Here is a 22,755-nt window from a genome sequence, read left to right as displayed (position 1 = left end):
GCCGTTCCCGCCCTTGCCGGTCGCCCGTCGGTCCTTCGGATGGTGGTCCTTCGGACGTCGGCCCGTCGTACCCTGGCCGGTCGCAGGTCGGCCGTCCGCGCCGTCGTCGTTCACCGCCTCGTCGTTCACGGCCGTCATGCCAGGACCACCGAGCGGTAGGCCTCGTCGCCGGCGACAAGTTCCGGATGGCGGCCGTCCGCGGTCACCGCGCCGTCGTCGAGCACCACCACGCGATCGGTCACGGCGAGCAGAGCGGGGCTCGTGGTCACCAGGATCGTGGTGCGGTCACGGCGGAGCTCCCTCAGGCGGGTGGCTATCCGCGACTCGGTGACCGTGTCGACGGCGGTGGTCGGGTCATGGACGACCAGGACCGGGGGTTCGGCGGCGAGCGCCCTGGCCAGTGCGACTCGTTGACGCTGTCCGCCGGACAGGGACCGCCCGCGTTCGGTCAGCATGGTGTCCACACCCAGCGGCAGGGCACGTGCGACGTCATCCGCGGCCGAAGCTGCCAGCGCCGGCTCGACGTCCGCCGTGTCGCTTTCCGTTCCGGCCCGTACGTTGTCCAGCAGACTGCTCTCGAACAGATCCGCGTCATGGTGCGCGACCAGGATCGCGCCGCGCACGCCGTCGGGATCGAGCGAAGCCAGGGATACGCCGTCGAGCTCGATCACCCCTTCGGCCGGGTCGAGTTCCCGGCCCAGGCAGAGCAGCAGGTCCCTCGCCGCGGCCGGGTCCTTGGTGACCACGCCGACGAAGTCTCCGGGGCCGACGTCGAGGTCGACGCCGCGCAGCGCGCCGTGTGTGACGCCGCGCAGCCGGAGCCGCCCGGCGACGGGGCGGGCCGGCGTGGCCGAGCCCGCCGTCACGGCGGGGGGAGACGCCAGCACCTCCGCGATCCGGCCGGCCGAGGCACGGCCCTGGGCGAACTCGGCGCTGACGTAGGTGAGGAGCTGGAACGGCCCGAGGAGGAACTGCGCGAGTCCCACGGCCGCCACCAGGTCGCCGACGCTGATCGAGCCGCGGATCGCCAGATGCGCACCGACCAGTCCGATGACCGCGATGAAGATGCCGGTCAGGGAGAGAACCGCGCCGGCGTGCCAGGCCCGGCTGCGGGCGGCACGCAGCGCCGCCGTCAGCGAGTCCTGACTGGTCCGCCGGTAGCGGGACACGGCGGCCGGTTCGGCCCCGATCCCCTTGAGGACCCGCAGGCCCGCGACGAGGTCGGCGGCGACGCCGGAGGCGTGGGCGGCGTGCTCCTGTTCGACCTCGCTGCGCCGTTCGAGAGGTCGGCTGATCACATGGCCGAGCCACAGCAGCGGTGGGACGCCGAGCAGGACGAGCAGGCCGAGCGGTACCGAGATGCGAAGAAGTGCCACTGCGCTGACGGCCAGTCCGGCGACCGCCGACATGGCGTACGGCAGTGCGGCCGCGACCGCACCGACCCGTTTGGCGTCGCCGGTGGCGATGGCCGTCAGTGCGCCGGGGAGCCGGCCCGCGTCGGCGCCGCCGCGCGGGTCGAGGACCCGGGTGCCGAGTTCGAGCCGGATCCGGTGCGCGGCGCGTTCCCCAGCTCCGTCGGTGATTCTGGCGGCAGTCCGGTAGCACGTGGACAGGACGAAGAAGAGCGCGGCGAGTACCAGGAGCCAGCGCAGGAGAGCGCCGGCGGAACCGGTCGCCACCGCCTCGTCGATGATCACGCCGATGATGACGGGGACCATCGCCTCGCACACCTGGTGCGTCATGCCGAGGAGCGAGGCCCCGGCGATGCGCCGCCGCTGGCTCCCGATCGCCCTCCGGAGGACGTGGCCCCCCGTCGGTCCTCCATCGAGCATGCGGTACCTCCGGCGGAGACGAGACAGTGGTTAGGTAAGGCTACCTTAATCAAATGCCAGGCCAAGCCCCCGTTCCGGCCTTCGGTGCACCTGTCGTACTGGCAGAAAACGCACGGGCGTTGACCCTGTATCGCCGGTTCGGTTAGGCTCACCTAAGTCAGCTTTTCCTGTGCGTACGTCACCTTTCCTGCGTGATGCGCCGTCTGCCACCAGGGGGTCGTTCTTGTCGTCGGTCGAGGCCCGGGCGGCATCCGAGACCGGTGCCGACGACCCAACTGCCCCTTCGAAACGCCGGGCCGCAGCGGCGGCACTGCGCGGCCTGGGGATTCTCGTGGGGCTCGGCGCACTGATCCTGGTCGCGCTGCTCAGCGTGTGGGTGGGCACCAGGGACATCCCGTTCACCTCGACGTGGAGCCTGCTGTGGCAGCCCGACGGGTCGGATGCCGCGGTCATCATCCACGACTACCGGATACCCCGGACCCTCCTCGGCCTCACGGTGGGCGTGGCACTGGGGCTTTCGGGCGCCCTCATGCAGGCGTTGACCCGCAACCCGCTCGCCGACCCCGGTCTGCTCGGCGTGAGCCTGGGCGCCTCCAGCGGCGTGGTGGTGGCCATCGCGTTCCTCGGCGTGGGGACGGCCCTCGGCTACGTCTGGTTCGCCTTCCTGGGTGCGGCGATGGCCTCCGTCGCGGTCTACCTGCTCGGCTCGTCCGGGCGGACGCTTGCGACCCCCGACCGGCTGGTGGTCGCGGGTGCGGCGGTCACGGCAGTGCTGTACGCCTTCAACTACGCTGTCCTGCTGCTCGATCCGCGGGCGTTCGACCAGTTCCGGTTCTGGACGGTGGGTGCGCTCTCCGGCCGTGGCTACGACACCGTCTACGTCATCGTTCCCTTCGTTGCCGTGGGCCTGGTGATCGCCCTCGGGCTCGCCCCTTCGCTCAATGCACTGGCCATGGGAGACCAGATGGGACGCGCACTGGGCCTCAACGTCGGCCGGACCCGGGCGCTCGGCGTCGTCTCGGTGATGCTGCTGTGCGGCGCCGCCACCGCCGCGGCGGGACCGATCGGCTTCGTCGGCCTCGTGGTGCCCCACATGGCCCGTTTCGTGGTGGGCCCCGACCAGCGCTGGGTGCTGGCGTACTCGACGCTGCTCGCGCCGATCCTGCTCATCGGCGCGGACGTCCTGGGCCGGGTGCTCGGTGCGCCCGGCGAGGTCCAGGTCGGCATCGTCACCGCGTTCATCGGAGCACCGCTGTTCCTCGCGCTGTGCCGCCGCCCGAAGCTGGCGATGCTGTGAGGGCCGTACGGGAGGTCAGAGCCTCCGACACCCAGGCACCCGACAAGGTGAGCGATTCCGTGGACGTCCCGAAGCCCCGCGTGGTGAGCGGTCTCGTCATCCGTACCCGCACCGGGTGGCTCTCCCTGCGGGTCCAGGGCCGTGCGGTGGCCGTGACGGCCGCTCTGCTGGTCACGCTCACCACGGTCATGGGAATCACCCTGACCACAGGGGACTTCGAGCTGTCGATCGGGGAAGTTCTCCGGGCCCTGACCGGCAACGGTTCGGGCGGCGCGGACTTCATCGTCAACACCCTGCGCATGCCACGGCTCGTGACCGCGCTGTGCGTCGGGGCCGCGCTGGCGGTCAGCGGGGCGATCCTGCAGAGCCTGACCCGTAACTCGCTCGGCAGCCCGGACATCATCGGCTTCACCAACGGGTCGGCGACCGGAGCACTGATCGTCATCGTCGTGCTCAACGGAAGCATGACCCAGATCGCGCTGGGAGCGCTGATCGGCGGCCTTGCCACGGCCGCCGCGGTCTACCTGCTGGTGTTCGGCGCCGGCATGCACGGGTTCCGGCTCGTCGTCATGGGCATCGGTGTGAGCGCCCTGCTGCTCGCCGTCAACTCGTACCTGATCACCCGGGCGAGCTGGCAGGAGGCGCTGGAGGCCCAGGCCTGGCTGGTCGGCAGCCTGGGCAACCGGGGCTGGGACCACGCCGGCGCGGTCGGCATCGCGGTCGCGATCCTGCTTCCGTTCGCCTTCGGTCTCGCCGGCAGGCTCTCCATGGTGGAGATGGGCGACGACACGGCGACGGCGCTCGGTGTCAACGTGGCGGGCAGCCGACTGGCCCTGCTCTTCATCAGCGTCGCGCTGGCCGCGTTCGCCACGGCGGTGACCGGTCCGATCTGGTTCGTCGCGCTGGCGGCCCCCCAGCTCGCCCGGCGGCTGATCCGGTCGTCCGGCCCCGCCCTGGTCCCGGCCGCCCTCATGGGCGCCCTCCTGCTGGCCGGGAGCGATCTCGCGGTGCAGCGCATCTTCTCACCCGCTCTCCTTCCGGTGGGTACGGCGACCGGCACCATCGGTGGGTTGTATCTCATCTGGCTGCTGGTCACGGAATCGCGAAAGAGCCGCGCATGACAGGAACGATCCCCCCGACGGCCCGGCTGCGCGCCGAGGACCTGACACTCTCCTACGAGCAGCGGACCGTGGCCACCTCTCTCGGGGTCGTCATACCGGACCACTCGTTCACGGTGATCATCGGCCCGAACGCCTGCGGCAAATCCACCCTCCTCAAGGCCTTGGCCCGCATGCTGCGGCCCAAGGCGGGCGAGGTGTATCTCGACGGGGCCGCCATCTCCTCGTACCGCTCCCGCGAAGTCGCGCGCAGGCTCGGCCTGCTCCCGCAGTCGTCCACCGCGCCGGGTGGCATCACCGTGGGGGACCTGGTCGCCCGCGGCCGCTATCCGCACCAGCGGATGCTGAAGCAGTGGTCCGCCGAGGACGAGTCCGCCGTGATCGAGGCGATGCGGCAGACCGGCGTACTCGAACTCGCCGACCGGCCCGTCGACGACCTCTCCGGTGGCCAGCGGCAACGCGTATGGCTGTCCATGGTGCTGGCGCAGGAGACGTCCATCCTTCTGCTCGACGAACCGACCACGTACCTCGACATCGCACACCAGGTCGAGGTGCTGAATCTGTGCGCCGATCTGCACGAGCGGAAGGGGCACACGATCGTCGCGGTCCTGCACGACCTCAACCAGGCCTGCCGCTACGCCACCCACCTGGTGGTGATGAGGCCCGGCGGCACCATCGCCGCCGAGGGCGACCCGGCGACGGTCATGACCGCCGAGCTGGTCGAGGACGTGTTCGGCCTGCCGTGCAGGATCATCGACGATCCCGAGACCGGCACTCCGCTGATGGTGCCCACCGCCCGCAAGCGCCCAGCCATGGCCAAGGACGCCGCCATGGCGGAGACACCCTAGGACGGACTGCCCAATGCTCCGCACGAGGCTGACGAACGCGAACATCGTCACCATGGACCCGGACCACCCCGTCGCCCACGACCTGGGCATCTGGCGCGGCCGGATCGTCGGCCTGGACGACGCGGTGACCTCGCTGCCCGCCCGCGAGGTGATCGACCTCCAGGGGGCCACGGTGCTGCCCGGATTCATCGACAGTCATGTCCACCTGGCCTGGACCGGTCTGAAGGCGAGCACGCCGAGCGTGGCGCCCTGCACACGGGTCGAGGACGTGCTCGCGGTCGTGGCGGACGCCGTCTCCCGGCAGTCTTCGGCCGGCGCCTGGGTGGACGTCGCCGGCTACGACCAGCGCGCTCTGGGGCGCCACCTGACGGCCGCCGAACTGGACAAGGTCAGCCACGGGCGCAAGGTGTTCCTGATGCACGACTCCGGGCACGGCTGCGTGGTCAACAGCGCTGTCCTGGATCTGCTTCCCGCCGAAGTCCCGCACCAGGACGGATTTCTCGCCGAGAGCGCCATGACCGCCGCACGGCAACTGCGTCTGCCGTACTCCCAGACGGAGCTCGCGGACGCCATCGAGCGGGCGGGCCGGGTCTGTCTGACAGAAGGCGTCACCGCCTGCGCCGAAGCGGGCATCGGGGGCGGTCTGCTGGGCCACAGCCCCGTCGAGCTCGGGGCCTACCAGCTTCTGAGGGACCAGGGCCGGCTGCCCCTGCGTGTGCAGCTCATGGCGGCCGGGGACACGCTGCGTCCCGTCGCCTCGCACGACTCCGACGGCATCCCCCGCGCCCTCGACCTCGGCCTGCGCACCGGGTTCGGCGACGACTGGCTCTCCATGGGCGCCCTCAAGATCTACACCGACGGTGGCATGATGGCTCGTACCGCCGCGCTCACCAGCCCGTACCACGGGATGGAACACACCGGTCAGTTCCAGGACGACCCCGAGCGCATCGCGGACACCATCGTGGACGGCCATCTCGCCGGCTGGCAGCTCGCCGTCCACGCCATCGGGGACCGCGCCGCCGACCTCGCCCTGGACGCCCTGGCACGAGCCCAGCGTCAGCGCCCGCGCCCGGGCGCCCGGCACCGCATCGAACACGCGGGCCTGATCCGGCCCGACCAGCTCCCGCGCCTCGCACAGCTCGGCGCGGCCGCGGTGATCCAGCCGAACTTCCTGCGTTACTTCGGCGACGACTACGCATCGATCATGGGCGAGGACCGGGCCCCCTGGCTGTACCGGGGCAGAGGCTTCCTGGACCACGGCATCACGCTGGTGGGCAGCTCCGACAGGCCCGTCACGGACGGATCGCCGCTGCGAGCCGTCCAGTTCATGGTCGAGCGTGCCTCCGAGTCGGGCCAGGTGATCGGCCCGGACGAGGGCATCACCGTCGACGAGGCGCTGCGCTCGTACACCGTCGGTGGCGCCTACGCGTGCCACTGGGACGACAGCGCGGGCACTCTCACTCCGGGCAAGCGCGCCGACCTGGTCGTGCTGGGAGACGACCCACGGCGCGTCAGCACCTCACGCATCGGTGACATCGAGGTGGTGTCGACGTTCGTCGACGGCCGCGAGACCGAGGCGTCGGCGCGCTGAGGGCCGACCGGTACGAGTGCTGACGCAATCAAGAAGGGAATCCTTTGATCACGGCCACCACGCGCCTCGCCACGCTGCCGGCGCGTACGTCTCCGCCTGCCTCGCCGTCCGTACGGCCCGCCCGTGCCGGCGATGCCGCCGCTCTCCACGCCCTGTCCCGGCCGTTCGTCCGCTCCGGAGCGCTGCGTGAGCGTCCTTTCTCCCTGTACGCCAGGGATGCGGCGGACTTCCTGGTCGTGGAAGCGCCCGACGGCACGCTCGACGGCTGTCTGGGCCTGCGCGTTCATCCGGCCGATCCGGTCGGTGACGGCGGGCCCACGGGTGTCCTGTACAACTTCTGCGTCGCGCCGCACCGGCAGGGACGCGGGGTGGGCGTTGTGCTGCTGCGCGCGGCGCTGGCCACGGCGGCGGCTCAGTCGCTGCGCGCCCTGTTCACCGCGACGACCGGTAATGGCGGCCTCTTCCGCCGGTACGGCTTCGCCCCCTCCTGCGCGAGTCTCGCACCCGCGGCCTGGGCGAACTCCCTGGACCCCGGTCGCAACTCGCAGGTCCTCGCCCGCGAGATCTGATTCCGCGCGGGCGTAGCGAAAGGGGCTGGTCCGGAAAACGGCTTCCGGACCAGCCCCTGTTCTATGACGTTTCCTCAGGCCTCGAAGACGCCCGCGGGGCCCTCGTCGTGGCCGACGGTCATGCCTCGCCCTGTTCCTGGTCCGGAACCACGGTGGTGCCGGAGTTGTCGTGGGTGAAGACGCCCCGCACCACGGAGTGGGGCACCCGGCCGTCCAGAACGTGCGCCATGCGCACGCCCGCCTGTACGGCCCGCAGGCACCCCTCCATCTTGGGGAGCATCCCGCTCGCCAGTTCCGGCAGCAGCTTCTCCAGCTCGCCGGCCGTCAGGTGCTCGATCACCTCGGGGCTGTGGGGCCAGTTCGCGTACAGCCCTTCCACGTCCGTGAGCATCACCAGCTTCTCCGCGTCGAGGGCGACCGCGAGGGCCGACGCCGCGAGATCGGCGTTGATGTTGTAGACCTGCCCGTCGGTCCCGCGTGCCACGGGGGAGACCACCGGGATGCGGCCCTGCTCCAACAGGGCCTGCACGGTGTCCGGATTCACCTCGACGATGTCGCCGACGAGCCCGATGTCCACCGGCTCGCCGTCCACCCAGGCGGCCCGCCGCACGGCCGTCATGGTGTGCGCGTCCTCGCCCGTCATGCCCACCGCGAACGGCCCGTGGACGTTGATGAGTCCCACCAGCTCCCGCTGGACCTGACCCGTCAGCACCATCCGGACCACATCCATGATCTCCGGACTGGTCACCCGCAGCCCCGCCTCGAAGCGCACCTCCAGATCGAGCCTGTCGAGCAACGCACTGATCTGCGGCCCGCCCCCGTGCACGACGACCGGGCGCAGTCCCGCGCGCCACAGCTCCACGACGTCCTGGGCGAACGTCCGCTTGAGGTCCTCGTCCACCATGGCGTTGCCACCGAACTTGATGACGACCGTCCGGCCCTGGAAGGCCGCCAACTCCCCGCACGCCACGCGTGCCTCGACCGCTCTCATGAGCTGTACGCGCTGTTCTCGTGGACGTACTCAGCGGTGAGGTCGTTGGTCCAGATCACCGCCGACGCGTCACCGGAGCGCAGATCGATCGTGATCCTGATCCGACGTCCCGACAGGTCGACCTTGTCGCGGGACTCGCCCGCCGCGCCGTCCCGGCACACCCGGACGTCGTTGACGGCCACGTCCAGGCGGTCGGGGCCGAACACGGCGGACGTCGTACCGATCGCCGACAACACCCTGCCCCAGTCCGGGTCCTCTCCGTGGAGAGCGCACTTGAGCAGATTGTTCCTGGCCACCGACCGGCCCACCGTCACGGCGTCCCCCTCCGTCGCCGCGCCGACGACCTCGACCTCGATCTCCTTCGACGCACCCAGCCCTGCGGCTGCGCGTGCTCCCCCAGCTACCGCTGGGTGGGCGTCCCACCACGCCCGCAGGGCGTAGGGGGAGTGCCTCCAGCTCACGGAGCTACTCCATTCGTGGGCAGGCCCAGCTCTTCCGGCAGGCCGAGGGCGACATTCATGCTCTGCACCGCGCCACCCGCGGTGCCTTTCGTCAGGTTGTCGATCGCGCTCACGGCGATCAGGCGACCAGCCTGTTCGTCCACCGTCACCTGTACCTGCGCGGTGTTGGAGCCCAGTACGGCGCCGGTCGACGGCCACTGGCCCGCCGACAGCAGCCGGACGAACGGCTCATCGGCGTAGGCGGTTTCGTACGCCGCCCGCACTTCCCGCGGACCGGCGCCGGTTCCCGCACGCATGCGGGCCGAACAGGTGGCGAGGATGCCTCGGGCCATCGGCGCCAGCGTCGGCGTGAAGGACACGGTCACCCGCTCGTCCGCCACCCGCGACAGGTTCTGCGTCAGCTCCGGCGTGTGCCGGTGCCCGCCCCCGACTCCGTACGGGCTCATCGCGCCCATCACTTCGGAGCCGAGCAGCTGCGTCTTGGCCACACGGCCGGCTCCCGAGGCGCCGCTCGCCGCGACGATCACGGCCTCCGGCTCCACCAGGCCCGCGGCGAAGGCCGGGTAGAGCGCCAGGGTCACCGCGGTCGGGTAGCAACCGGGTACCGCCACGCGGGTCGCCCCTTTCAATTCTTCACGCGCCGAGGGAAGTTCGGGCAGACCGTAGGGCCATGTGCCGGCATGGGCCGATCCGTAGAACCGCTCCCAATCGGCCGGGTCGCGCAGCCGGAAGTCCGCTCCGCAGTCCACGATCAGGGTTTCGGGCCCGAACTGCTCGGCGAGGGCCGCGGACTGGCCGTGCGGCAGGGCCAGGAACACCACATCGTGCCCGGTGAGTGCGGCGGCCGAGGTCTCCACGAGGACGCGGTCCGCGAGCGCGGCCAGGTGCGGCTGCACCTCCCCGAGTGCGCGGCCCGCGCTGCTGTGCGCGGCGACCACGCCGATCTCCACCTCGGGATGTGTCAGCAGCAGGCGCAGGATCTCCCCGCCGGCGTAGCCGCTCGCTCCGGCCACCGCAACCCGTACCGTCATGTTCTCCGTCTCTCGTCGTGGCTGTCGTGGACCAACAGCGCCGCCGTGCCGGGTCGATCGCCCAGGACACGCAGGACGGAGGGATCGTGGTGCGGTCGGCGCATGGGACAGGAGCCGATGGCCGGCAAGCCCATGGGAGACCTCGTCCTCCCCTGATGACGTGATCCCCGGAGGCCACCGCCCTCCATCGTGGAACTTAGCTTAGCCTAACCTTAGCGTGCGTTGGATGGGGTGGGACGGAAAGAGACGGAGAGATGAGACGGAGAGAAGAGGCGGAGAGGGGGTGACGGAGAGGGGGGTGACGGAGAAGGGGGGTGACGGAGAAGGGGTGACGGAGAAGGGGTGACGGAGAGGGGAGTGGCGGAGGGGGGACGGGGAGGGGAGTGGCGGTCACGACCCGCCGCCGACCCGTCCGGAGAGCCGCTGCACCGCGTCTCGCGAGCGCCCCGACTTCACTCGGCTCACCGAGGAGGGGTGCAGTACCGGTCGCCACCCTCGCGGTGAGACGCGGAACGACCCGGGTCGGTGCCGGCGCGGTCAGTCCGCGGCCTCCAGCCTCCGTACCCGCTCCGCGTCACACGTCCGCGGGCACGTCAGGCATGCCTGGTCCGGAGCGAGCGTGTAGTACAGGCAGCAGCCGAGCCGGGTCCGCGTGGGATAGCGCTGTCCCTCCCGGCCGGTGAGTCGGCGGAAGCCGGCGCCGCCGGGAAAGGGTGGGATGCCGGTCGGCAGCAGCTCGGTCGCGTCCCGAATGGCTCGTTCCTCCTGACCGAGCGTGCGGCCGAGGTGCCAGATGCCGGACACCAGGTCGTCGGCGACCATGCCCCACAGGGCGCGCGGTCCGCGCCGGACGGCCGGGCCGATGGCGGTCAGCAGGGGGCGTACATGGTCGGCGACGGCTGACCGCAACTCCGCGCGCAGCGCCTCCTCGTGGCCGAGCACCCGCGCGCCGGGCAACAGCGCCGCCGGGTCGTCCGGCAGGCAGGCGAAATCGGACGTCGGGGTGACCTCGAAGGCGCCCGTCGTCAGATCCAGCCGTACCTCACTCGGCTGGATTCGGGGCACGCGCCGGTCCAGGTACCAGGCGCCGCTCATCAGCAGGCTGACGGACCAGAGGTAATCGTGCAGCGCGCGGGAGGCGGCGACATCCCTGCGGGCGGTCTGCCCGCGCCGGCGGATGCGGGCGGCCTCGGCGTCGACGAAGGCGTTCAGCGTGTCCTGGCTCTCCGTCAGCTCCGCACCGGAGAAGCGCCCTGCGGTCCCCGGGCCCGGGGGCGCGACCCGCGCGTCGAGCGCCTCGCAGCAGCCCACAAGGCGCAGGTAGGTGTCGGCAAGGGAGGGGGCAGTGCTCAGGGCTGGGCCAGCCGTGGCAGTACCCGGGGCCATGGTCATCGACTCTCCGGCGTCAGAGGGGGTAGGTAAGGCTTACCTTAATCACAAAGCCGTTGCCAACTGAGTAAGGGTCACCTCCCGGCGATCCCTGCGGAGTTGAACCCTTAGGGTTGCCTTTCCTAAGCTGCCGCCGATGGCCGGTCGTCGGCGTCCGACACTCTTCTCGGAAGGGGCCGCCGCTCATGCGGTTGTACGTGCTCGCCCTCAACCCCACCGACTCGGTCACCGAGGGCTTCCTCCCGGCCGCAGCCCGGCTCGGCCTCGGCGTCACCGTTCTCACGGACCAGCCGGAAGCCCACCGCCGCCGCTACCCGGACATCGAGATTCTGGAGTGTGATGTACGCGACTTCCGCGCCGTCATCACCCGGATGTCGACCCACCACGAGCCGGACGCGGTCTTCACCAACAGCGACCACTTGCAGACCCAGGCCGCCCTGGCGGCGGACTACTTCGGGCTGCCGGGAAAGACCTGGCAGTCCGCACTGCGCGCCAAGGACAAGGCGCACATGCGCCGTCACCTGGCCGCCACCGGAGCCGACGCGGTGTGGTCCACCGAGCTCCGGGCCGGGCACGACCCGGCCGTGCTGTCCGGCCTCGATGTGCCCTACCCGTGCGTGGTCAAGCCGTCCGAGGGTGTGGCGAGCGAGGACGTGGTGTCGGCCGACGGGCCAGAGGACCTCGTACTGCGCTGCAAGGAGATCCAGGCGCGGCGCCCGGGGGCGGCGCTGGTCGTCGAGGAGTATCTCGCCGGTGAGCTCTGCACCCTGGAAACGCTCGGCGACGGCCGCGTCCGCCACGTCCTGGGCGGCTTCCGCACCGAAGTGTCCCCGCCCCCGTACTTCATCGAGGAATGCCTGACCTTCGTCCCGGCCCACCCCGAACCGGTGATCGCTCAGGTCCTCGCCCAGCTCGACGCCCTCGGCGTCGGCTTCGGCGCCTGCCACACCGAGTTCGTGGTCCACCAGGGCCGTGCCCGCATCATCGAGGTCAACTACCGTGCCATCGGTGACCAGTGCGACCTGCTGCTGGCCCAGCTGCTCGACATCCCGCTCTTCGAGCACATCCTGCGTACGCACCTGGGCGAGCCGCTGCCGGCGGACCTCGGCGCCCGTACCGATGGCGCGGCCCGGATCGCGTACCCGTGTGCGAAGAGCGCGGGGACGCTGACTGCCGCCCCCACCGCGGCCGACCTGCTGGTGGATGGCGTGACGTTGACGTATCGGCCACTGCGTGAGCCGGGCGAACGGCACGAGCTGTACCGCACCAACCGCGACTACCTCGGTGTACTCCGGGCCATCGGCACCGACCAGGAGACGGTCGACCGCGTCGTCGCCGACTTCCTCGGCGGTCAGCGCTGGGAGATCACCCCGTGACGGCGAAGACCACGGCCGGGCCGATCACCGCGGTGCCGCCGGACACGGTCGAGCAGGACCTGCTGCTGCGGGTGCTCGGCGCGTTGCTGCGGGAGGACGTCGTCGGCCTGCGCACACGCTCCACACGGGTGGACAAGGAGGACGGCACCTGGCTGCGGCTCGCGCTTCCCGGACGCGCGGAGCACGCCCTGCTGCTGCCGGTCCTGGCGGACGGGTTCCAGAGCGTGTACGCCGCACGCCTGCCGCTGCTCGTACGGGAGCCGGACGGCACCGAGCTGACCGGCCACGACGCGGTGCTCGATGCCTTGAGCGCGCTCGCCGACCCCGTCGACCGGGGCGGCTTCGCCGCCTTCGCCGAGGAGTGCCGCCAGACCCTCGCGACCATGCGGCTGCACGACCGTACCCATGACGACGTCACCGGCGGACTGACTGACCGCTACGGCAGGGATCCCGCCGACTGGACCGGCCTCGCCGGCGGCCTCGCCCACGACACCCTCGCCGCCCGCCACGACCACCCCGTCTATCCGACCGCGCGGGGGCGCCTCGGCTTCGACGACGAACAACTGCGCTTCTTTGCCCCGGAGTTCCACCCGCGCTTCGCGCTGCGCTGGATCGCCGTGCCGCGGCAGGCCCTCACGGTGCAGGGCACGCTCCCGGATTGCTGGCCCAGCCCCGCGGACCTCGCCCTCCCGGAGCTCCTCCCCAGCCATCTCGCACTTCCCGTACACCCCCTCACGCTCGGCGCCCCGCTGCGTGAGGCCCTTCGGGACGCCGGTCTGGAGGGCGAGGCGGTCCTCGCCGAGCAGCCGTACATGGCGGCCGTACCGACGCTGTCCATGCGTACCGTCGCGCTCGCCGCCGATCCCGCCCTCCACCTCAAACTGCCGCTCGCCACCGCGACCCTGGGCCTGCGCAACCGCCGGACCATCAAGCCCGGCACCCTCGTGGACGGCGCCGCGGCACAGCGGCTCCTTCAGGCCGTGATCGCCCGCGAGCCGCGCTTTCGCGACACCGTCCTGCATGCCGACGAGTCGGTCCACGCCCACGCCGGCCACGAACTCCTCGCCGTACTCTGCCGCAGCTTCCCGGCCGGCCTCGGCGACGCGGTGGTCGTGCCCATGGCGGGGCTGTTGAGCCAGGCCCCCGGTGGTCGGCTGGTGATCGACCACCTCGCCGACCGCTTCTACGGCGGCGACCCGCTCGCCCTCCTCGACGCCTGCCTCACCCTGCTCTTCGACTGGCAGACCACACTCTTCCGCTACGGCATCGCGCTGGAGTCCCACCAGCAGAACGTCTCGCTGGTGCTCGACAGCCCGGCAGGACGTACCCGGCTGCGGGTGCTGCTGAAGGACAACGACGGCCCGCGCATCAACACGGCCCGCATGCGGCAGGCCCTGGGCACCGACGCCCCCGACCCCACCGCGTTCGACGACGCCCGGATCCTCGGCGACGACGACCGGGCCGTGGTCGACCTGTTCACCACCATCACGGTTCACCTGTGTGCGGGCGCGTACGCCTTCGGGCTGGCCCGGCACGGCCGCGCCCCCCGGGACAGGCTGCTCGGGCTCGTACGTGACCGGCTGGCCGAAGCGTTCGAGCGACTCGGCACAGGTCCGGGGGAGCCCGGCGGGACCCTCCGCGCCCAGGTCCTGGACGCACCCGAACTGCCGGTCAAGGCGATGGTCACGGCCGGGACGCTGCTCACCAAGGAGCGCTCGGGTGCGCCGGACATCAACAAGCACTACACCACCGGCCCGAACTATCTGCGACGGGAGGGGGTCGCGCGATGAGCGCCACCGCGGCCGCGTCGTCGCCTGCGCCGCACTCCGCCTTCGACCCCCGCCCACGGCCCGGTATCGCACCGGGCACGGCCGGACCCGGCGTGGCCGACACCCTGATCACCGACGGCCGTTCGCCTGCCCTTCGGCGTCGGCCCGACCTGGAGCCGTTGATGTCCCCGCTGCACAACCCGCTCGGCACCGCCCCCGTTGCCGAGGCGCCCACCGCGTTCCCCGCCGCCGACGACGTGGTGGCCCACACCCTCCTCAACTGCCTCCTGCGGGAGGTCTCCGGCCCCGAGCGCCAGACCGCCATCGCCGACGGCCACCTGCTGCTGCGTCTGCCCCGCCGTGCCGCTGTGCTGCGAATCGCCCTGCGCCGTACGTCCCTGCTCGGTGCACACCGGTTCACCGGGCCTGTGCTGGAGCAGGGCGACGGCGGCTGGACGGAGATCGACTGGCGACGCCTGGCCGAGCACGTGCGGGACGAACTGTCGCTCCGTACGGGCGTCCACAACGAGGAGTTCCTGGACCAGGTGGCCTCCAGCCACCATGCGGTCTCCGCCGCACTCGCGGCGCGCGACGGGCAGGCCCCGCCCCCTGCCGAGGGTGACGGGCCGGCCGGCTACCTCGCCTCCGAGCAGTCCCTGCTGTTCGGCCACCGTTTCCACCCCACACCCAAGGCCCGCAGCGGCGACGCCGCCTCCTGGCTGTCCTACGCGCCGGAGGCCGGGGCCTCGTTCCGGCTGCGCCATCTCGCCGTCCGCGAGCACCTGATCGCCGAGGAGAACGCCGAGGACGGCGCCGCCGCGCCGCTCGACCGGCTGCGTCCCGGTGTCCCGGTCGGTTACCGGCTGCTGCCCGCGCATCCGTGGCAGTACGAGATGCTGCGCGACCACCCGGCGCTGCGCACAGCCTTGGACCGGGGCGACATCCTCGACCTCGGACGCGGCGGGCACCCCTTCGCCGCCACCGCTTCCGTACGCACCCTCTACGACGGCGAGACGTTCCTGAAGTTCAGCCTGAACGTCCGTATCACCAACTGCCTTCGCAAGAACGCCAGTTACGAACTGTCCGGCGCGGTCGCCCTGACGCGGTCGCTGGAGCCCCTCCTGAACGACCTCGCCACCCGATTTCCGGGCAGTGCCATGCTCCGCGAACCCGCCTACCGAAGTCTCGCACTCCCCGGACCTGACGGCACCCCTGACCGTGCCCTGCTGGAAGGCTTCGCCGTCATCGTCCGCGAGGGGCTGTCCGCCCGGCTCCTGCCCGGCACCACCCCGCTGCTCGCGGGCGCCGTCGCCGACGAGTACCCGACCGGCCCCGGCCACATCTCCCGACTCCTCGGTGCGACCGGCCCGCGGACCGCCCTCACCTGGTGGGCGGCGTACGTCAAGCTGCTCCTGCCCCCCGTCCTGGCCGCCTACTTCGACCACGGACTGGTGCTGGAGCCGCATCTGCAGAACGTCCTCGTCTGCGTCGACGACGACGGTATGCCGGCCCAGGTGCTCTTCCGCGACCTGGAGGGCACCAAGCTCGTCCCCGAACACCACGCGGAGATCCTCGCCGCACTCCCCGCCGAGGTCGCCGGGCCCATGACGTACGACGCCCAGCGCGGCTGGGACCGCGTCGTCTACTGCCTGCTGGTCAACCACGTCGCCGAGATGCTCGCCGCCGTCGCCGACCTGCACCCGCAGATCGAGGCCGCCCTGTGGGCCCAGGTCCGAGCCACCCTTCAGGCGTACGCCGACCGCCACGGCTGCCCACCGCAACTCGCCGCCCTACTCGCCGGCGTGCCCCTGCCCGCCAAGGCCAACTTGCTCACCCGCTGGAAGCGCAAGGCCGACCGCCAGGCCGGTTACGTCCGGCTCACCTCACCACTCGCGGAGGGCGTGTTGCCCACCGCCGACCCCGACCGGAGCGAAGCCCGATGACCACCCCCACACCCGCGGTGCGGGACCGCGTCCAGGCCCTGTCCCCGGAAGAACTGCCGGCCTATGTCTACGACATCGAGGCGCTGCGTGAGCATGCTGCGGCCGTGCGGGCGGCCCTGCCCGCGCGCGTCGAGCTGTACTACGCGGCCAAGGCCAACCCGGAGCCGGAGATCCTGACGGCGCTCGGCCCGTATGTGGACGGCTACGAGGTCTCCTCGGGCGGCGAACTCGCGCACGCCGCCAAGGTGGTGCCGGACCACCCGCTGGCCTTCGGCGGCCCGGGCAAGACCCCGGCCGAGATCGCGGCCGCGCTGGAACGGGGCGTGGCGCGTTTCCACGTCGAGAGCCTGTACGAGCTCCACAGGCTGGCCGAACTCGCCCGGCGGCTCGCGCCGGACACCCGTGTGGGCGTCCTGCTCCGCTTCAACCTCCCGCTGTCCGAGGCGTCGATGGCGGGCAGTTCCCTGGCGATGGGCGGCCGTCCGACTCCGTTCGGCATCGACCCGTCCGAAGCCGATTCGGCCGTCCGCCTGTTCACCGATGGTGCCTGCCCGCACCTGGAACTGCGTGGCGTCCACGCCCACCTGGCCAGCGGCCTCGGCGCCCCCGAACAGCTCGCCGTGGCCGAGTCCGTCGTGACCTGGGCGGCCGACCTGTTCGCACGCCATCGGATCCGCATCGCCGAGGTGAACGTCGGCGGTGGCATGACCGTCGACTACACCGCCCCCGAGGAGCGCTTCGACTGGGCCGGGTACGGCGTGGGCCTCGCCCACCTCCTGGACGCACATCCGGACCTGACGCTGCGCATCGAGCCGGGCCGCGCCCTGACCGCGTACTGCGGCTGGTACGCCACCGAAGTGCTGGACGTGAAACACAGCCACGGTGAGGAGTTCGCCGTCGTCCGCGGCGGCACCCACCACCTGCGGACCCCGGCGACCAAGGGCCACGACCAGCCCTGCTCCGTCCTGCCCGTGGACACCTGGTCCCAGCCCTGGCCGCGACCCGCCGCCCGCCAGGACCGCGTCACGCTCGCGGGCCAGCTGTGCACCCCCAAGGACATCCTCGCCCGCCACGTCCCGGCGCCGGGCCTGCGCGCGGGTGACCGGGTGGCCTTCGGCCTCGCGGGCGCCTACGCATGGAACATCTCGCACCACGACTTCCTCATGCACCCCCGCCCGGGCTTCCACTTCCTGCACCGGCCGGGGAGCCGAGGTGAGGCCACCCGGCGGTCCTGAACCGGGCCCCACCCACGCACGCGCCATCGGGAAATTGCCGCACGATCTGTCCGGCGGGCAGTGCCCGCGCATCGGCATCGCACGGGCGCTGGCGAGTGAGCGGCGACTGCTCGTCCTTGACGAGCCGGTGTCCGCGCTGGATCCCTCCGTACGGGCGGAGGTGCTGAACCTGCTCACCGACCTTCACGAAAGGCTGGAGTGGCGTATCTGTTCATCTGCCATGGCCTTGCGACAGGCCACGTGATGACGACGTCGACATGGCCGCTCGCCCCGCTGGGCGCCGCGCCCCAACACCTGGCCAGTGCCTCGACCTCATCAGCCGGCGTGCCGACCACGGCCTGGGCCTCGGAGCCGAGGGCGCGTGCCGACTATCAGCGCATTCTCGATACGCTGCTGCCGTCGGGGGGATCCGCGCAGCAGATGAGCGCCCCGGTCGACTGACTTCCACGCACAACACGAGAGGTGCAGCACGATGGTGGACCGCGACGTCGCACTCGACGACCCGGTGGGCGAGTCACTCGGCGGTCATCACGCGCATCTCGCCCGCCGACTCGGTCGGGCTGCCACCTACCTGCCCGGCGTCGCGACCTTCTCTTCGGTGTCTCCCGACGCGGATTCGGCGGAGTGGGCCGACCTCGCTCGGCTGCTCGGCCGAGGCGAGTTCGCCGACATGTTCAGCTGCCCAGTGATCCCGCCGTCGGACTGGGAGACGGTCTTCGTCCTCGAAGGCCGCCAGATGATCTGGCCGGGCAGCAGCCGAACCGATCATCCTCGTGCTGGGCTCGACACCAGCGTGGTCGAACTGGGCGCGGGGAACGTGCCTGAGATGCTTGACCTGATCGCGAAGGCCCAGCCGGGGCCGTTCTGGCCGCGCACCATCGAACTCGGCACCTATCTCGGCATCCGCGAGAAGGGCACCTTGGTGGCGATGGCGGGCGAGCGGCTACGCCCACCGGGATGGACCGAGATCAGTGCCGTCTCCACCACACCCGAGGCACGCGGGCGAGGCCACGCCGCCCGCCTGGTGAGTGCGCTCGTCGCGCGCATCGTGTCGCGGAACGAACGTCCCTTCCTGCACGTGGCCGAGGCGAACACCGGCGCGATCGCACTCTACGAGCGGCTCGGCTTCCGGACCCGCAAGCAGGTGACCTTTCGGGGATTCCGCACTCCGTAACGGCCTCGGGCACGTGGATCTCGTCGCGGCGCGGCCACCTGCCGTCAGGCACCGACCGTGCCGCCCTCGCAGACGGCGCGGGCAGCAGCTGTCAGGCTCGTGATGGGGTAGGCGCCGTGGTGCCTGCGGCCGTTGATCAGGTGAGCCTGCCGGCCCGCAGCCGAGATCGGCCGCCTCGACGTCCTCGGCGACGTGTGCAGCACCGGCGTGGCGCGCATGTTGTGTTCGAAGCGGATCGGTTCGCGTCGAGCCCTGCCAGTAGCGCATCGAGCCACTTGTCCCCGTGGAGGTAGGCAGCCGTGTGGGCGATGACGCCCAGGTAGCTGGCGCCGTGGTGGACCTCCTCGGGCATCCGGCGCAGATCAGCGGCTGCCCGGGGCCCTGCGACGGCGAGCGCGGCTTGATTCCCGCGAGGTTCCAGCCTTTGGTCGCCGACATGAGCGAGAAGGCGCTCCTCCGCCCCAAGGTCCGGGCCTCCAATGAGCACGCCTTCGCATGGACGAGGTCCCGACACAGCGCATCCACGGGACCAGAGTCGCGATCATGGCGGCGAGGCAGGGCTCGGCGGCGTACTCGTTGCGTATGAGCCGCCCGCTCGGAGGTGCAATGCGGATTCGGGGCCCGGGCGATCCGTAGGATGACCGGCTCCTGGAGGCTGGAGGCCGTAGCTCTCGCCAACGACACCGACTACGGCCTGATTGACGACGTCCGGTCGGGCGACTTGAACCGATCCTCCGCGTAGCCCGGTGGCTGCGGGCGGGCGGGCGGCGTCGGACGTGAACACGACCAGCCGCAACGTGGAGTCAATTCGGGGCTTGGGGAAGAGCGAGGTAAGTCGCGGCGTCGGCTCGTACGCGGTGTACGCCTACGGCGAGTTGTAGCCGATCGCCTCGGACGGGATCAGCGCCAAGGCGTGCCGTGGGCGGGTGATGTGGAGGAGGTGTGTGTGACGGAAGACGCATGATCGTTTGTATGTGCAGTGCGTGTTAGCCTGCCCGCGGTCACAATCGAATGCATACGGGGGAGGCGCGGTGGGCTCGGACGGTTACCAGGTCAAGGCAGGTATGACCGGCCAGGCTCAGCAACTCGACAACGCCGGCAGGGACATGGACGGCGTCAGCTCGGCAGTCAAGTCCCGCACGAAATACTCGTACGGCGATGTCGGCGGCGATGACGCCGCGTCGGCGCTGAACGCGTTCGTCGGGGCCTGGGAGGCGGAGGCCAAGACACTGGCGTCGGCGTTGCACGAGCTCGGTGGCAAGGTGCAGTTGGCCAAGAAGACCTACCGCGGCACCGACGGTCTGGTGGAGACCCAGGTGGACAGCGTCCCCACCGGCGGCACGAGCAGCCGCACCGACACATCGACGCAGGGCGTGCACACCTCGGCCCTTTCGAGTTACTGAGGAGCGGGCCGGTGTCGTTCTTCTTCTCTCCTCTCGACTCCCCTTCCTTCCGCCTCGCGTGGCTCGCCGGGCTGTCCAAGAAGATGCTCGGCGCCGGGAGCAAGAACGAGCTCCTCGACCTGATCGACGACGCCCTCTCGGTGCCCGTACCGGGCGGCGACCAGGGCGTGCTGGAGGGCCTGGCAAGGCTGTACCGCGGCCAGGTCGACCCGGTCGACAGCGTCTTCGACCAGGTCGACCGAGTGGGCCGCAGGGGTCTTCCGGAGGTGTGGGTCGGTGACACGAGCGTCCTCGCCTCCGACGTGGTGAACGCCGCCGGGCGGTCGGCGAGCCAGATGAGGGAGGCGTTCCACGAGTGCGCGTCGGTGCTGCTGACGCTGGCCGACGCGATCGGCGCCGCACAGCGCAAGGACGAGCAGGGCCGCGGACAGTTGCTGGAGCAGAGGAAGACGCTCGGCGGCAAGGACGGTTTCTTCGACGACCTGCACGAGAACGACGAGGAGGAGTGGGACCGCCAGAACGCCGCCCACTTCGGCTCCTACGCGGTCGACCTGATGCACGATGCCGTCTCCGACGCGCAGGAGGCCACCCGCGTCGCGGCCCGGGACCTGAACAAGTGGGCCGCCGAGGCACGGGCCGGGAAGATGGAGACCAGCGAACTCACCGCCGTCGACAAGCTGATGCTCGCCGACACCGGCGTCTGGGGTGCCGACGCCGAGCTGAACGAGATCCTCACGGCCGGCGACCTGGCGCGTGCGTCGACGCGTATGGACCGGCTGAGTCTCGACGACGAGATGGCCATGGAGCGGATGCTGGCGAAGTCGGACACCCCGCAGGAGCGGGCCTACCTGATGAAGGCCCTGGCCGCCGGCCACAGCGTCGCCGAGATCGGGGAGTTCCAGGACAAGATTCACGGCAAGGACCCCGACTGGCTGCGCAGGCACCTCACTCCGGTGGTCACCGCCGGGGACAGCATGAACGACGAGGGCCTGGCGCCGGACGGCTCGAACAACAACAAGGACTTCGTCACGTTCAACGGCCAGCGGTGGATCCAGGGCGGCGACGGCTCGGAGGGCACCTGCGTGGCCTCGTCCACCGTCACGTCCCGCGCCATGGTCGACCCCCTGTACGCGCTCGACCTCACCGGCGGCCCCGACGGGCAGCAGGACGACCCCGACGCCTTCAAGCAGCGCCTGGTGGCCGAACAGCATCGGCTGCACACCGAAGGCGACGGCGGCGAGAACTGGGGCGGCATGGGGCCGGAGGGGCAGGAACGGATCAACGACACCGCCGTCGGCAGTGCCACCGGCACTGACTACGAGCGCCAGGACCTGGACAGCGCCGCCGAACGCAGGGCGGTCCTCACCGAGGTCGAGAAGTCGGTGGCGCAGGGGCGGCCGGTGCCTGTCGACGTCTCGGGCAAGGAGGGCGCCCACGCGATGACCATCATCGCCCAGGAGGGTGACATGCTTCAGGTGTACAACCCCTGGGGTTCAACCACCTGGGTCAGCGAAGACGACTTCATCAACGGCCACATGGGCAAGGCTTCCGACAGTGATCTCCCCAACGCGTACAGCGTCTATCTTCCGCGGTAGCAGGGGCGGTGCCGCGATCGCGGCGGCCGCGCTCCTCGCTTTCGCCACGGGCTGCGGCCCCGGTGCCGACGAACCGGCCGGCGGCTCCACGAGCACCGCGAGCCGCCCGACGAGCCACCCGGTGAAGGACACCAGCATCACTGCCGAGCCGGGCGAGCGCTTCACGCTCACCGTCGACCAGAACGCCTCCACCCGCGAGTACTGGTACCTGGTCGACCCCGAGCCCGACAGCTCGGTGCTGGTCAGCCGCGGTCAGGACTACGCGTCCGACTCCGGCGACGAGCCGGTGGCCGGTGCCGGCGGCCGGCTCACCTTCACCTTCGAGGCCAAGGGCAAGGGGACCACTCAATTCACGCTGCTGCACTGCACATTCACCACCTGCCAGGGCAACACCTCCACCCTGCCCCCCGAGACGACCGGACCCTCCGCCACCCCGACCACGGGGGCGACCACCCCCTCCCAGGCCCCCGAGCGCATCACCTACACCGTCACCGTCAACTGAGCCGCAGCGGACCAGTCAGATGAGACGAGACACCCGAGGCCCCGCCATGAACGACGACGCCCCGTACCCGCCGGACCGCACGGACGACGAGCTGGCCCGGCTCGACATCACCGTCCTGCTGCGTTACGGCCTCGCCGCCGAGCCCGGCACCCGGCGCACCGCCCTGTTCGGCGACGGCGCCGCGGCCGCAGCCGTCATCCTCGACCGCCTCGGCACCGAGCCGCGCTCGGTCGCCTTCCTCGCCGACACCGTGCGCGCCGGCGGACTCGCCCGCGCCGCGGAGCTGCCCGAGCCCCTGCCTCGCCGGGAGGCGGCCGTCCTCGTACGGGAGTGGCTGCGGGCCGGCACCGAACTCGTGGGCGGGACCGCCGCCGACGACACCGCGGCCACCTGGCTGCGCGCCGTGGCGACCATCATCGAACTGAAGCAGCTGACCCGGGCGCGGGGCCGGAGTACGTGATCTGAGCAGCCGATCCGAGTACGGCGGCGGGTGTGCCGCAGTACGCCGTCCCGCTCACGACGCTGGGCGCGATCGGGAGCATGTTCGACCTGAGGGGCGGAGCGCGGGTGGGCTGGATCGGCCTGGCATACGGAGGGGCTTGGGTCAGCTGATCCATGGCGGCGCGCGGCC

20 protein-coding genes and 3 pseudogenes are annotated in these 22,755 nt (G+C 71.2%); 17 read left to right on the top strand and 6 right to left on the bottom strand.

Going from position 1 to position 22,755, the window contains the following annotated elements:
• Positions 1 to 134: 134 nt before the first annotated feature.
• Complete coding sequence (locus tag ACH5AF_RS12340) at positions 135 to 1,832, bottom strand: ABC transporter ATP-binding protein (protein WP_398901531.1); 1,698 nt, start codon at positions 1,830 to 1,832, stop codon at positions 135 to 137.
• Positions 1,833 to 2,055: 223 nt separating this feature from the next.
• Between ACH5AF_RS12340 and ACH5AF_RS12335 the strand changes: the two genes are divergently transcribed.
• Genes ACH5AF_RS12335 through ACH5AF_RS12315 form a run of 5 tightly spaced genes read left to right on the top strand, consistent with a single transcriptional unit; the run spans position 2,056 to position 7,255 of the window.
• Entirely contained in the window at positions 2,056 to 3,129 is a 1,074-nt protein-coding gene (locus tag ACH5AF_RS12335) for a FecCD family ABC transporter permease (protein WP_398901530.1), read from the top strand.
• 59 nt (positions 3,130 to 3,188) lie between these two features.
• Positions 3,189 to 4,250, top strand: a complete 1,062-nt coding sequence (locus ACH5AF_RS12330; protein ID WP_398901528.1) for a FecCD family ABC transporter permease — start codon at positions 3,189 to 3,191, stop codon at positions 4,248 to 4,250.
• On the top strand, positions 4,247 to 5,095 hold the full coding sequence (locus ACH5AF_RS12325; RefSeq protein ID WP_398901527.1) for an ABC transporter ATP-binding protein: 849 nt from the start codon (positions 4,247 to 4,249) through the stop codon (positions 5,093 to 5,095). The genes ACH5AF_RS12330 and ACH5AF_RS12325 overlap by 4 nt, the downstream gene beginning before the upstream one ends.
• Before the next feature lie 13 nt (positions 5,096 to 5,108).
• Positions 5,109 to 6,686 (top strand): amidohydrolase, encoded by a 1,578-nt coding sequence (locus tag ACH5AF_RS12320; protein WP_398901526.1) that lies wholly within the window; start codon positions 5,109 to 5,111, stop codon positions 6,684 to 6,686.
• Positions 6,687 to 6,730: 44 nt separating this feature from the next.
• Entirely contained in the window at positions 6,731 to 7,255 is a 525-nt protein-coding gene (locus tag ACH5AF_RS12315) for a GNAT family N-acetyltransferase (protein WP_398901524.1), read from the top strand.
• A gap of 118 nt (positions 7,256 to 7,373) precedes the next feature.
• On the opposite strand, the gene argB is transcribed toward ACH5AF_RS12315, so the two are convergent.
• The 4 genes and pseudogenes from argB to ACH5AF_RS12295 form a co-directional block, all read right to left on the bottom strand.
• A complete protein-coding gene (gene argB / locus ACH5AF_RS12310; protein WP_398901523.1) occupies positions 7,374 to 8,246 on the bottom strand; it encodes an acetylglutamate kinase in 873 nt (290 codons plus the stop codon).
• Positions 8,243 to 8,617: pseudogene (locus tag ACH5AF_RS12305) on the bottom strand (bifunctional ornithine acetyltransferase/N-acetylglutamate synthase); the annotation flags it as partial. The gene argB and the pseudogene ACH5AF_RS12305, both read right to left, overlap by 4 nt.
• Positions 8,618 to 8,703: 86 nt before the next feature.
• On the bottom strand, positions 8,704 to 9,738 hold the full coding sequence (gene argC, locus ACH5AF_RS12300; RefSeq protein ID WP_398901522.1) for an N-acetyl-gamma-glutamyl-phosphate reductase: 1,035 nt from the start codon (positions 9,736 to 9,738) through the stop codon (positions 8,704 to 8,706).
• A 537-nt stretch (positions 9,739 to 10,275) separates the two neighbouring features.
• Entirely contained in the window at positions 10,276 to 11,130 is an 855-nt protein-coding gene (locus ACH5AF_RS12295; protein ID WP_398901521.1) for a (2Fe-2S)-binding protein, read from the bottom strand.
• Between the two features lie 182 nt (positions 11,131 to 11,312).
• Here ACH5AF_RS12295 and ACH5AF_RS12290 point away from each other — a divergent pair, with 182 nt between their 5' ends.
• The 7 genes from ACH5AF_RS12290 (at position 11,313) to ACH5AF_RS12260 (ending at position 18,624) form a co-directional block, all read left to right on the top strand.
• Positions 11,313 to 12,503 (top strand): acetyl-CoA carboxylase biotin carboxylase subunit family protein, encoded by a 1,191-nt coding sequence (locus tag ACH5AF_RS12290; protein ID WP_398901520.1) that lies wholly within the window; start codon positions 11,313 to 11,315, stop codon positions 12,501 to 12,503.
• Entirely contained in the window at positions 12,500 to 14,293 is a 1,794-nt protein-coding gene (locus ACH5AF_RS12285; RefSeq protein ID WP_398901519.1) for an IucA/IucC family protein, read from the top strand. The genes ACH5AF_RS12290 and ACH5AF_RS12285 overlap by 4 nt, the downstream gene beginning before the upstream one ends.
• 161 nt (positions 14,294 to 14,454) lie before the next feature.
• Positions 14,455 to 16,215 (top strand): IucA/IucC family protein, encoded by a 1,761-nt coding sequence (locus tag ACH5AF_RS12280; protein ID WP_398901895.1) that lies wholly within the window; start codon positions 14,455 to 14,457, stop codon positions 16,213 to 16,215.
• The gene (locus tag ACH5AF_RS12275; RefSeq protein ID WP_398901518.1) at positions 16,212 to 17,450 is read left to right on the top strand and encodes a type III PLP-dependent enzyme; all 1,239 of its coding nucleotides are present in this window, start codon (positions 16,212 to 16,214) and stop codon (positions 17,448 to 17,450) included. The genes ACH5AF_RS12280 and ACH5AF_RS12275 overlap by 4 nt, the downstream gene beginning before the upstream one ends.
• A 34-nt stretch (positions 17,451 to 17,484) precedes the next feature.
• A complete protein-coding gene (locus ACH5AF_RS12270) occupies positions 17,485 to 17,694 on the top strand; it encodes an ATP-binding cassette domain-containing protein (RefSeq protein ID WP_398901517.1) in 210 nt (69 codons plus the stop codon).
• Positions 17,694 to 17,891, top strand: coding sequence for a hypothetical protein (locus ACH5AF_RS12265; protein WP_398901516.1), 198 nt, complete (start codon positions 17,694 to 17,696; stop codon positions 17,889 to 17,891). The genes ACH5AF_RS12270 and ACH5AF_RS12265 overlap by 1 nt, the downstream gene beginning before the upstream one ends.
• Before the next feature lie 31 nt (positions 17,892 to 17,922).
• Entirely contained in the window at positions 17,923 to 18,624 is a 702-nt protein-coding gene (locus tag ACH5AF_RS12260; RefSeq protein ID WP_398901515.1) for a GNAT family N-acetyltransferase, read from the top strand.
• Between the two features lie 235 nt (positions 18,625 to 18,859).
• On the opposite strand, the pseudogene ACH5AF_RS12255 reads toward ACH5AF_RS12260, so the two are convergent.
• Positions 18,860 to 19,071: pseudogene (locus tag ACH5AF_RS12255) on the bottom strand (cystathionine beta-lyase); the annotation flags it as partial.
• A 211-nt stretch (positions 19,072 to 19,282) separates the two neighbouring features.
• Here ACH5AF_RS12255 and ACH5AF_RS12250 point away from each other — a divergent pair.
• The 5 genes and pseudogenes from ACH5AF_RS12250 to ACH5AF_RS12230 all read left to right on the top strand — a co-directional run.
• Positions 19,283 to 19,505, top strand: a pseudogene (locus tag ACH5AF_RS12250) (aldehyde dehydrogenase family protein); the annotation flags it as partial.
• A 150-nt stretch (positions 19,506 to 19,655) separates the two neighbouring features.
• Entirely contained in the window at positions 19,656 to 20,027 is a 372-nt protein-coding gene (locus ACH5AF_RS12245; protein WP_398901514.1) for a hypothetical protein, read from the top strand.
• A gap of 11 nt (positions 20,028 to 20,038) precedes the next feature.
• The gene (locus ACH5AF_RS12240) at positions 20,039 to 21,622 is read left to right on the top strand and encodes a peptidoglycan-binding protein (protein ID WP_398901513.1); all 1,584 of its coding nucleotides are present in this window, start codon (positions 20,039 to 20,041) and stop codon (positions 21,620 to 21,622) included.
• 121 nt (positions 21,623 to 21,743) lie between these two features.
• On the top strand, positions 21,744 to 22,124 hold the full coding sequence (locus ACH5AF_RS12235; RefSeq protein ID WP_398901512.1) for a protease inhibitor I42 family protein: 381 nt from the start codon (positions 21,744 to 21,746) through the stop codon (positions 22,122 to 22,124).
• A 46-nt stretch (positions 22,125 to 22,170) separates the two neighbouring features.
• Positions 22,171 to 22,584 (top strand): hypothetical protein, encoded by a 414-nt coding sequence (locus ACH5AF_RS12230; RefSeq protein WP_215187305.1) that lies wholly within the window; start codon positions 22,171 to 22,173, stop codon positions 22,582 to 22,584.
• The last annotated feature ends 171 nt before the right edge of the window (positions 22,585 to 22,755 follow it).

The organism is Streptomyces sp. NPDC018833 (genome assembly GCF_044390825.1).
In the GTDB taxonomy this organism is placed as follows: domain Bacteria; phylum Actinomycetota; class Actinomycetes; order Streptomycetales; family Streptomycetaceae; genus Streptomyces.
Note: the sequence above shows the minus strand (reverse complement) of the source record. Positions and strands in the feature narration are given on the sequence as shown.

Bases quoted from the DNA above. Each gene is read 5' to 3' on its own strand.
- ACH5AF_RS12340 (WP_398901531.1), bottom strand. From the start codon at position 1,832: ATGCTCGATGGAGGACCGACGGGGGGCCACGTCCTCCGGAGGGCGATC.
- ACH5AF_RS12325 (WP_398901527.1), top strand. From the start codon at position 4,247: ATGACAGGAACGATCCCCCCGACGGCCCGGCTGCGCGCCGAGGACCTG.
- ACH5AF_RS12320 (WP_398901526.1), top strand. From the start codon at position 5,109: ATGCTCCGCACGAGGCTGACGAACGCGAACATCGTCACCATGGACCCG.
- argB (WP_398901523.1), bottom strand. From the start codon at position 8,246: ATGAGAGCGGTCGAGGCACGCGTGGCGTGCGGGGAGTTGGCGGCCTTC.
- argC (WP_398901522.1), bottom strand. From the start codon at position 9,738: ATGACGGTACGGGTTGCGGTGGCCGGAGCGAGCGGCTACGCCGGCGGG.
- ACH5AF_RS12295 (WP_398901521.1), bottom strand. From the start codon at position 11,130: ATGACCATGGCCCCGGGTACTGCCACGGCTGGCCCAGCCCTGAGCACT.
- ACH5AF_RS12290 (WP_398901520.1), top strand. From the start codon at position 11,313: ATGCGGTTGTACGTGCTCGCCCTCAACCCCACCGACTCGGTCACCGAG.
- ACH5AF_RS12280 (WP_398901895.1), top strand. From the start codon at position 14,455: ATGTCCCCGCTGCACAACCCGCTCGGCACCGCCCCCGTTGCCGAGGCG.
- ACH5AF_RS12275 (WP_398901518.1), top strand. From the start codon at position 16,212: ATGACCACCCCCACACCCGCGGTGCGGGACCGCGTCCAGGCCCTGTCC.
- ACH5AF_RS12265 (WP_398901516.1), top strand. From the start codon at position 17,694: ATGACGACGTCGACATGGCCGCTCGCCCCGCTGGGCGCCGCGCCCCAA.
- ACH5AF_RS12260 (WP_398901515.1), top strand. From the start codon at position 17,923: ATGGTGGACCGCGACGTCGCACTCGACGACCCGGTGGGCGAGTCACTC.
- ACH5AF_RS12230 (WP_215187305.1), top strand. From the start codon at position 22,171: ATGAACGACGACGCCCCGTACCCGCCGGACCGCACGGACGACGAGCTG.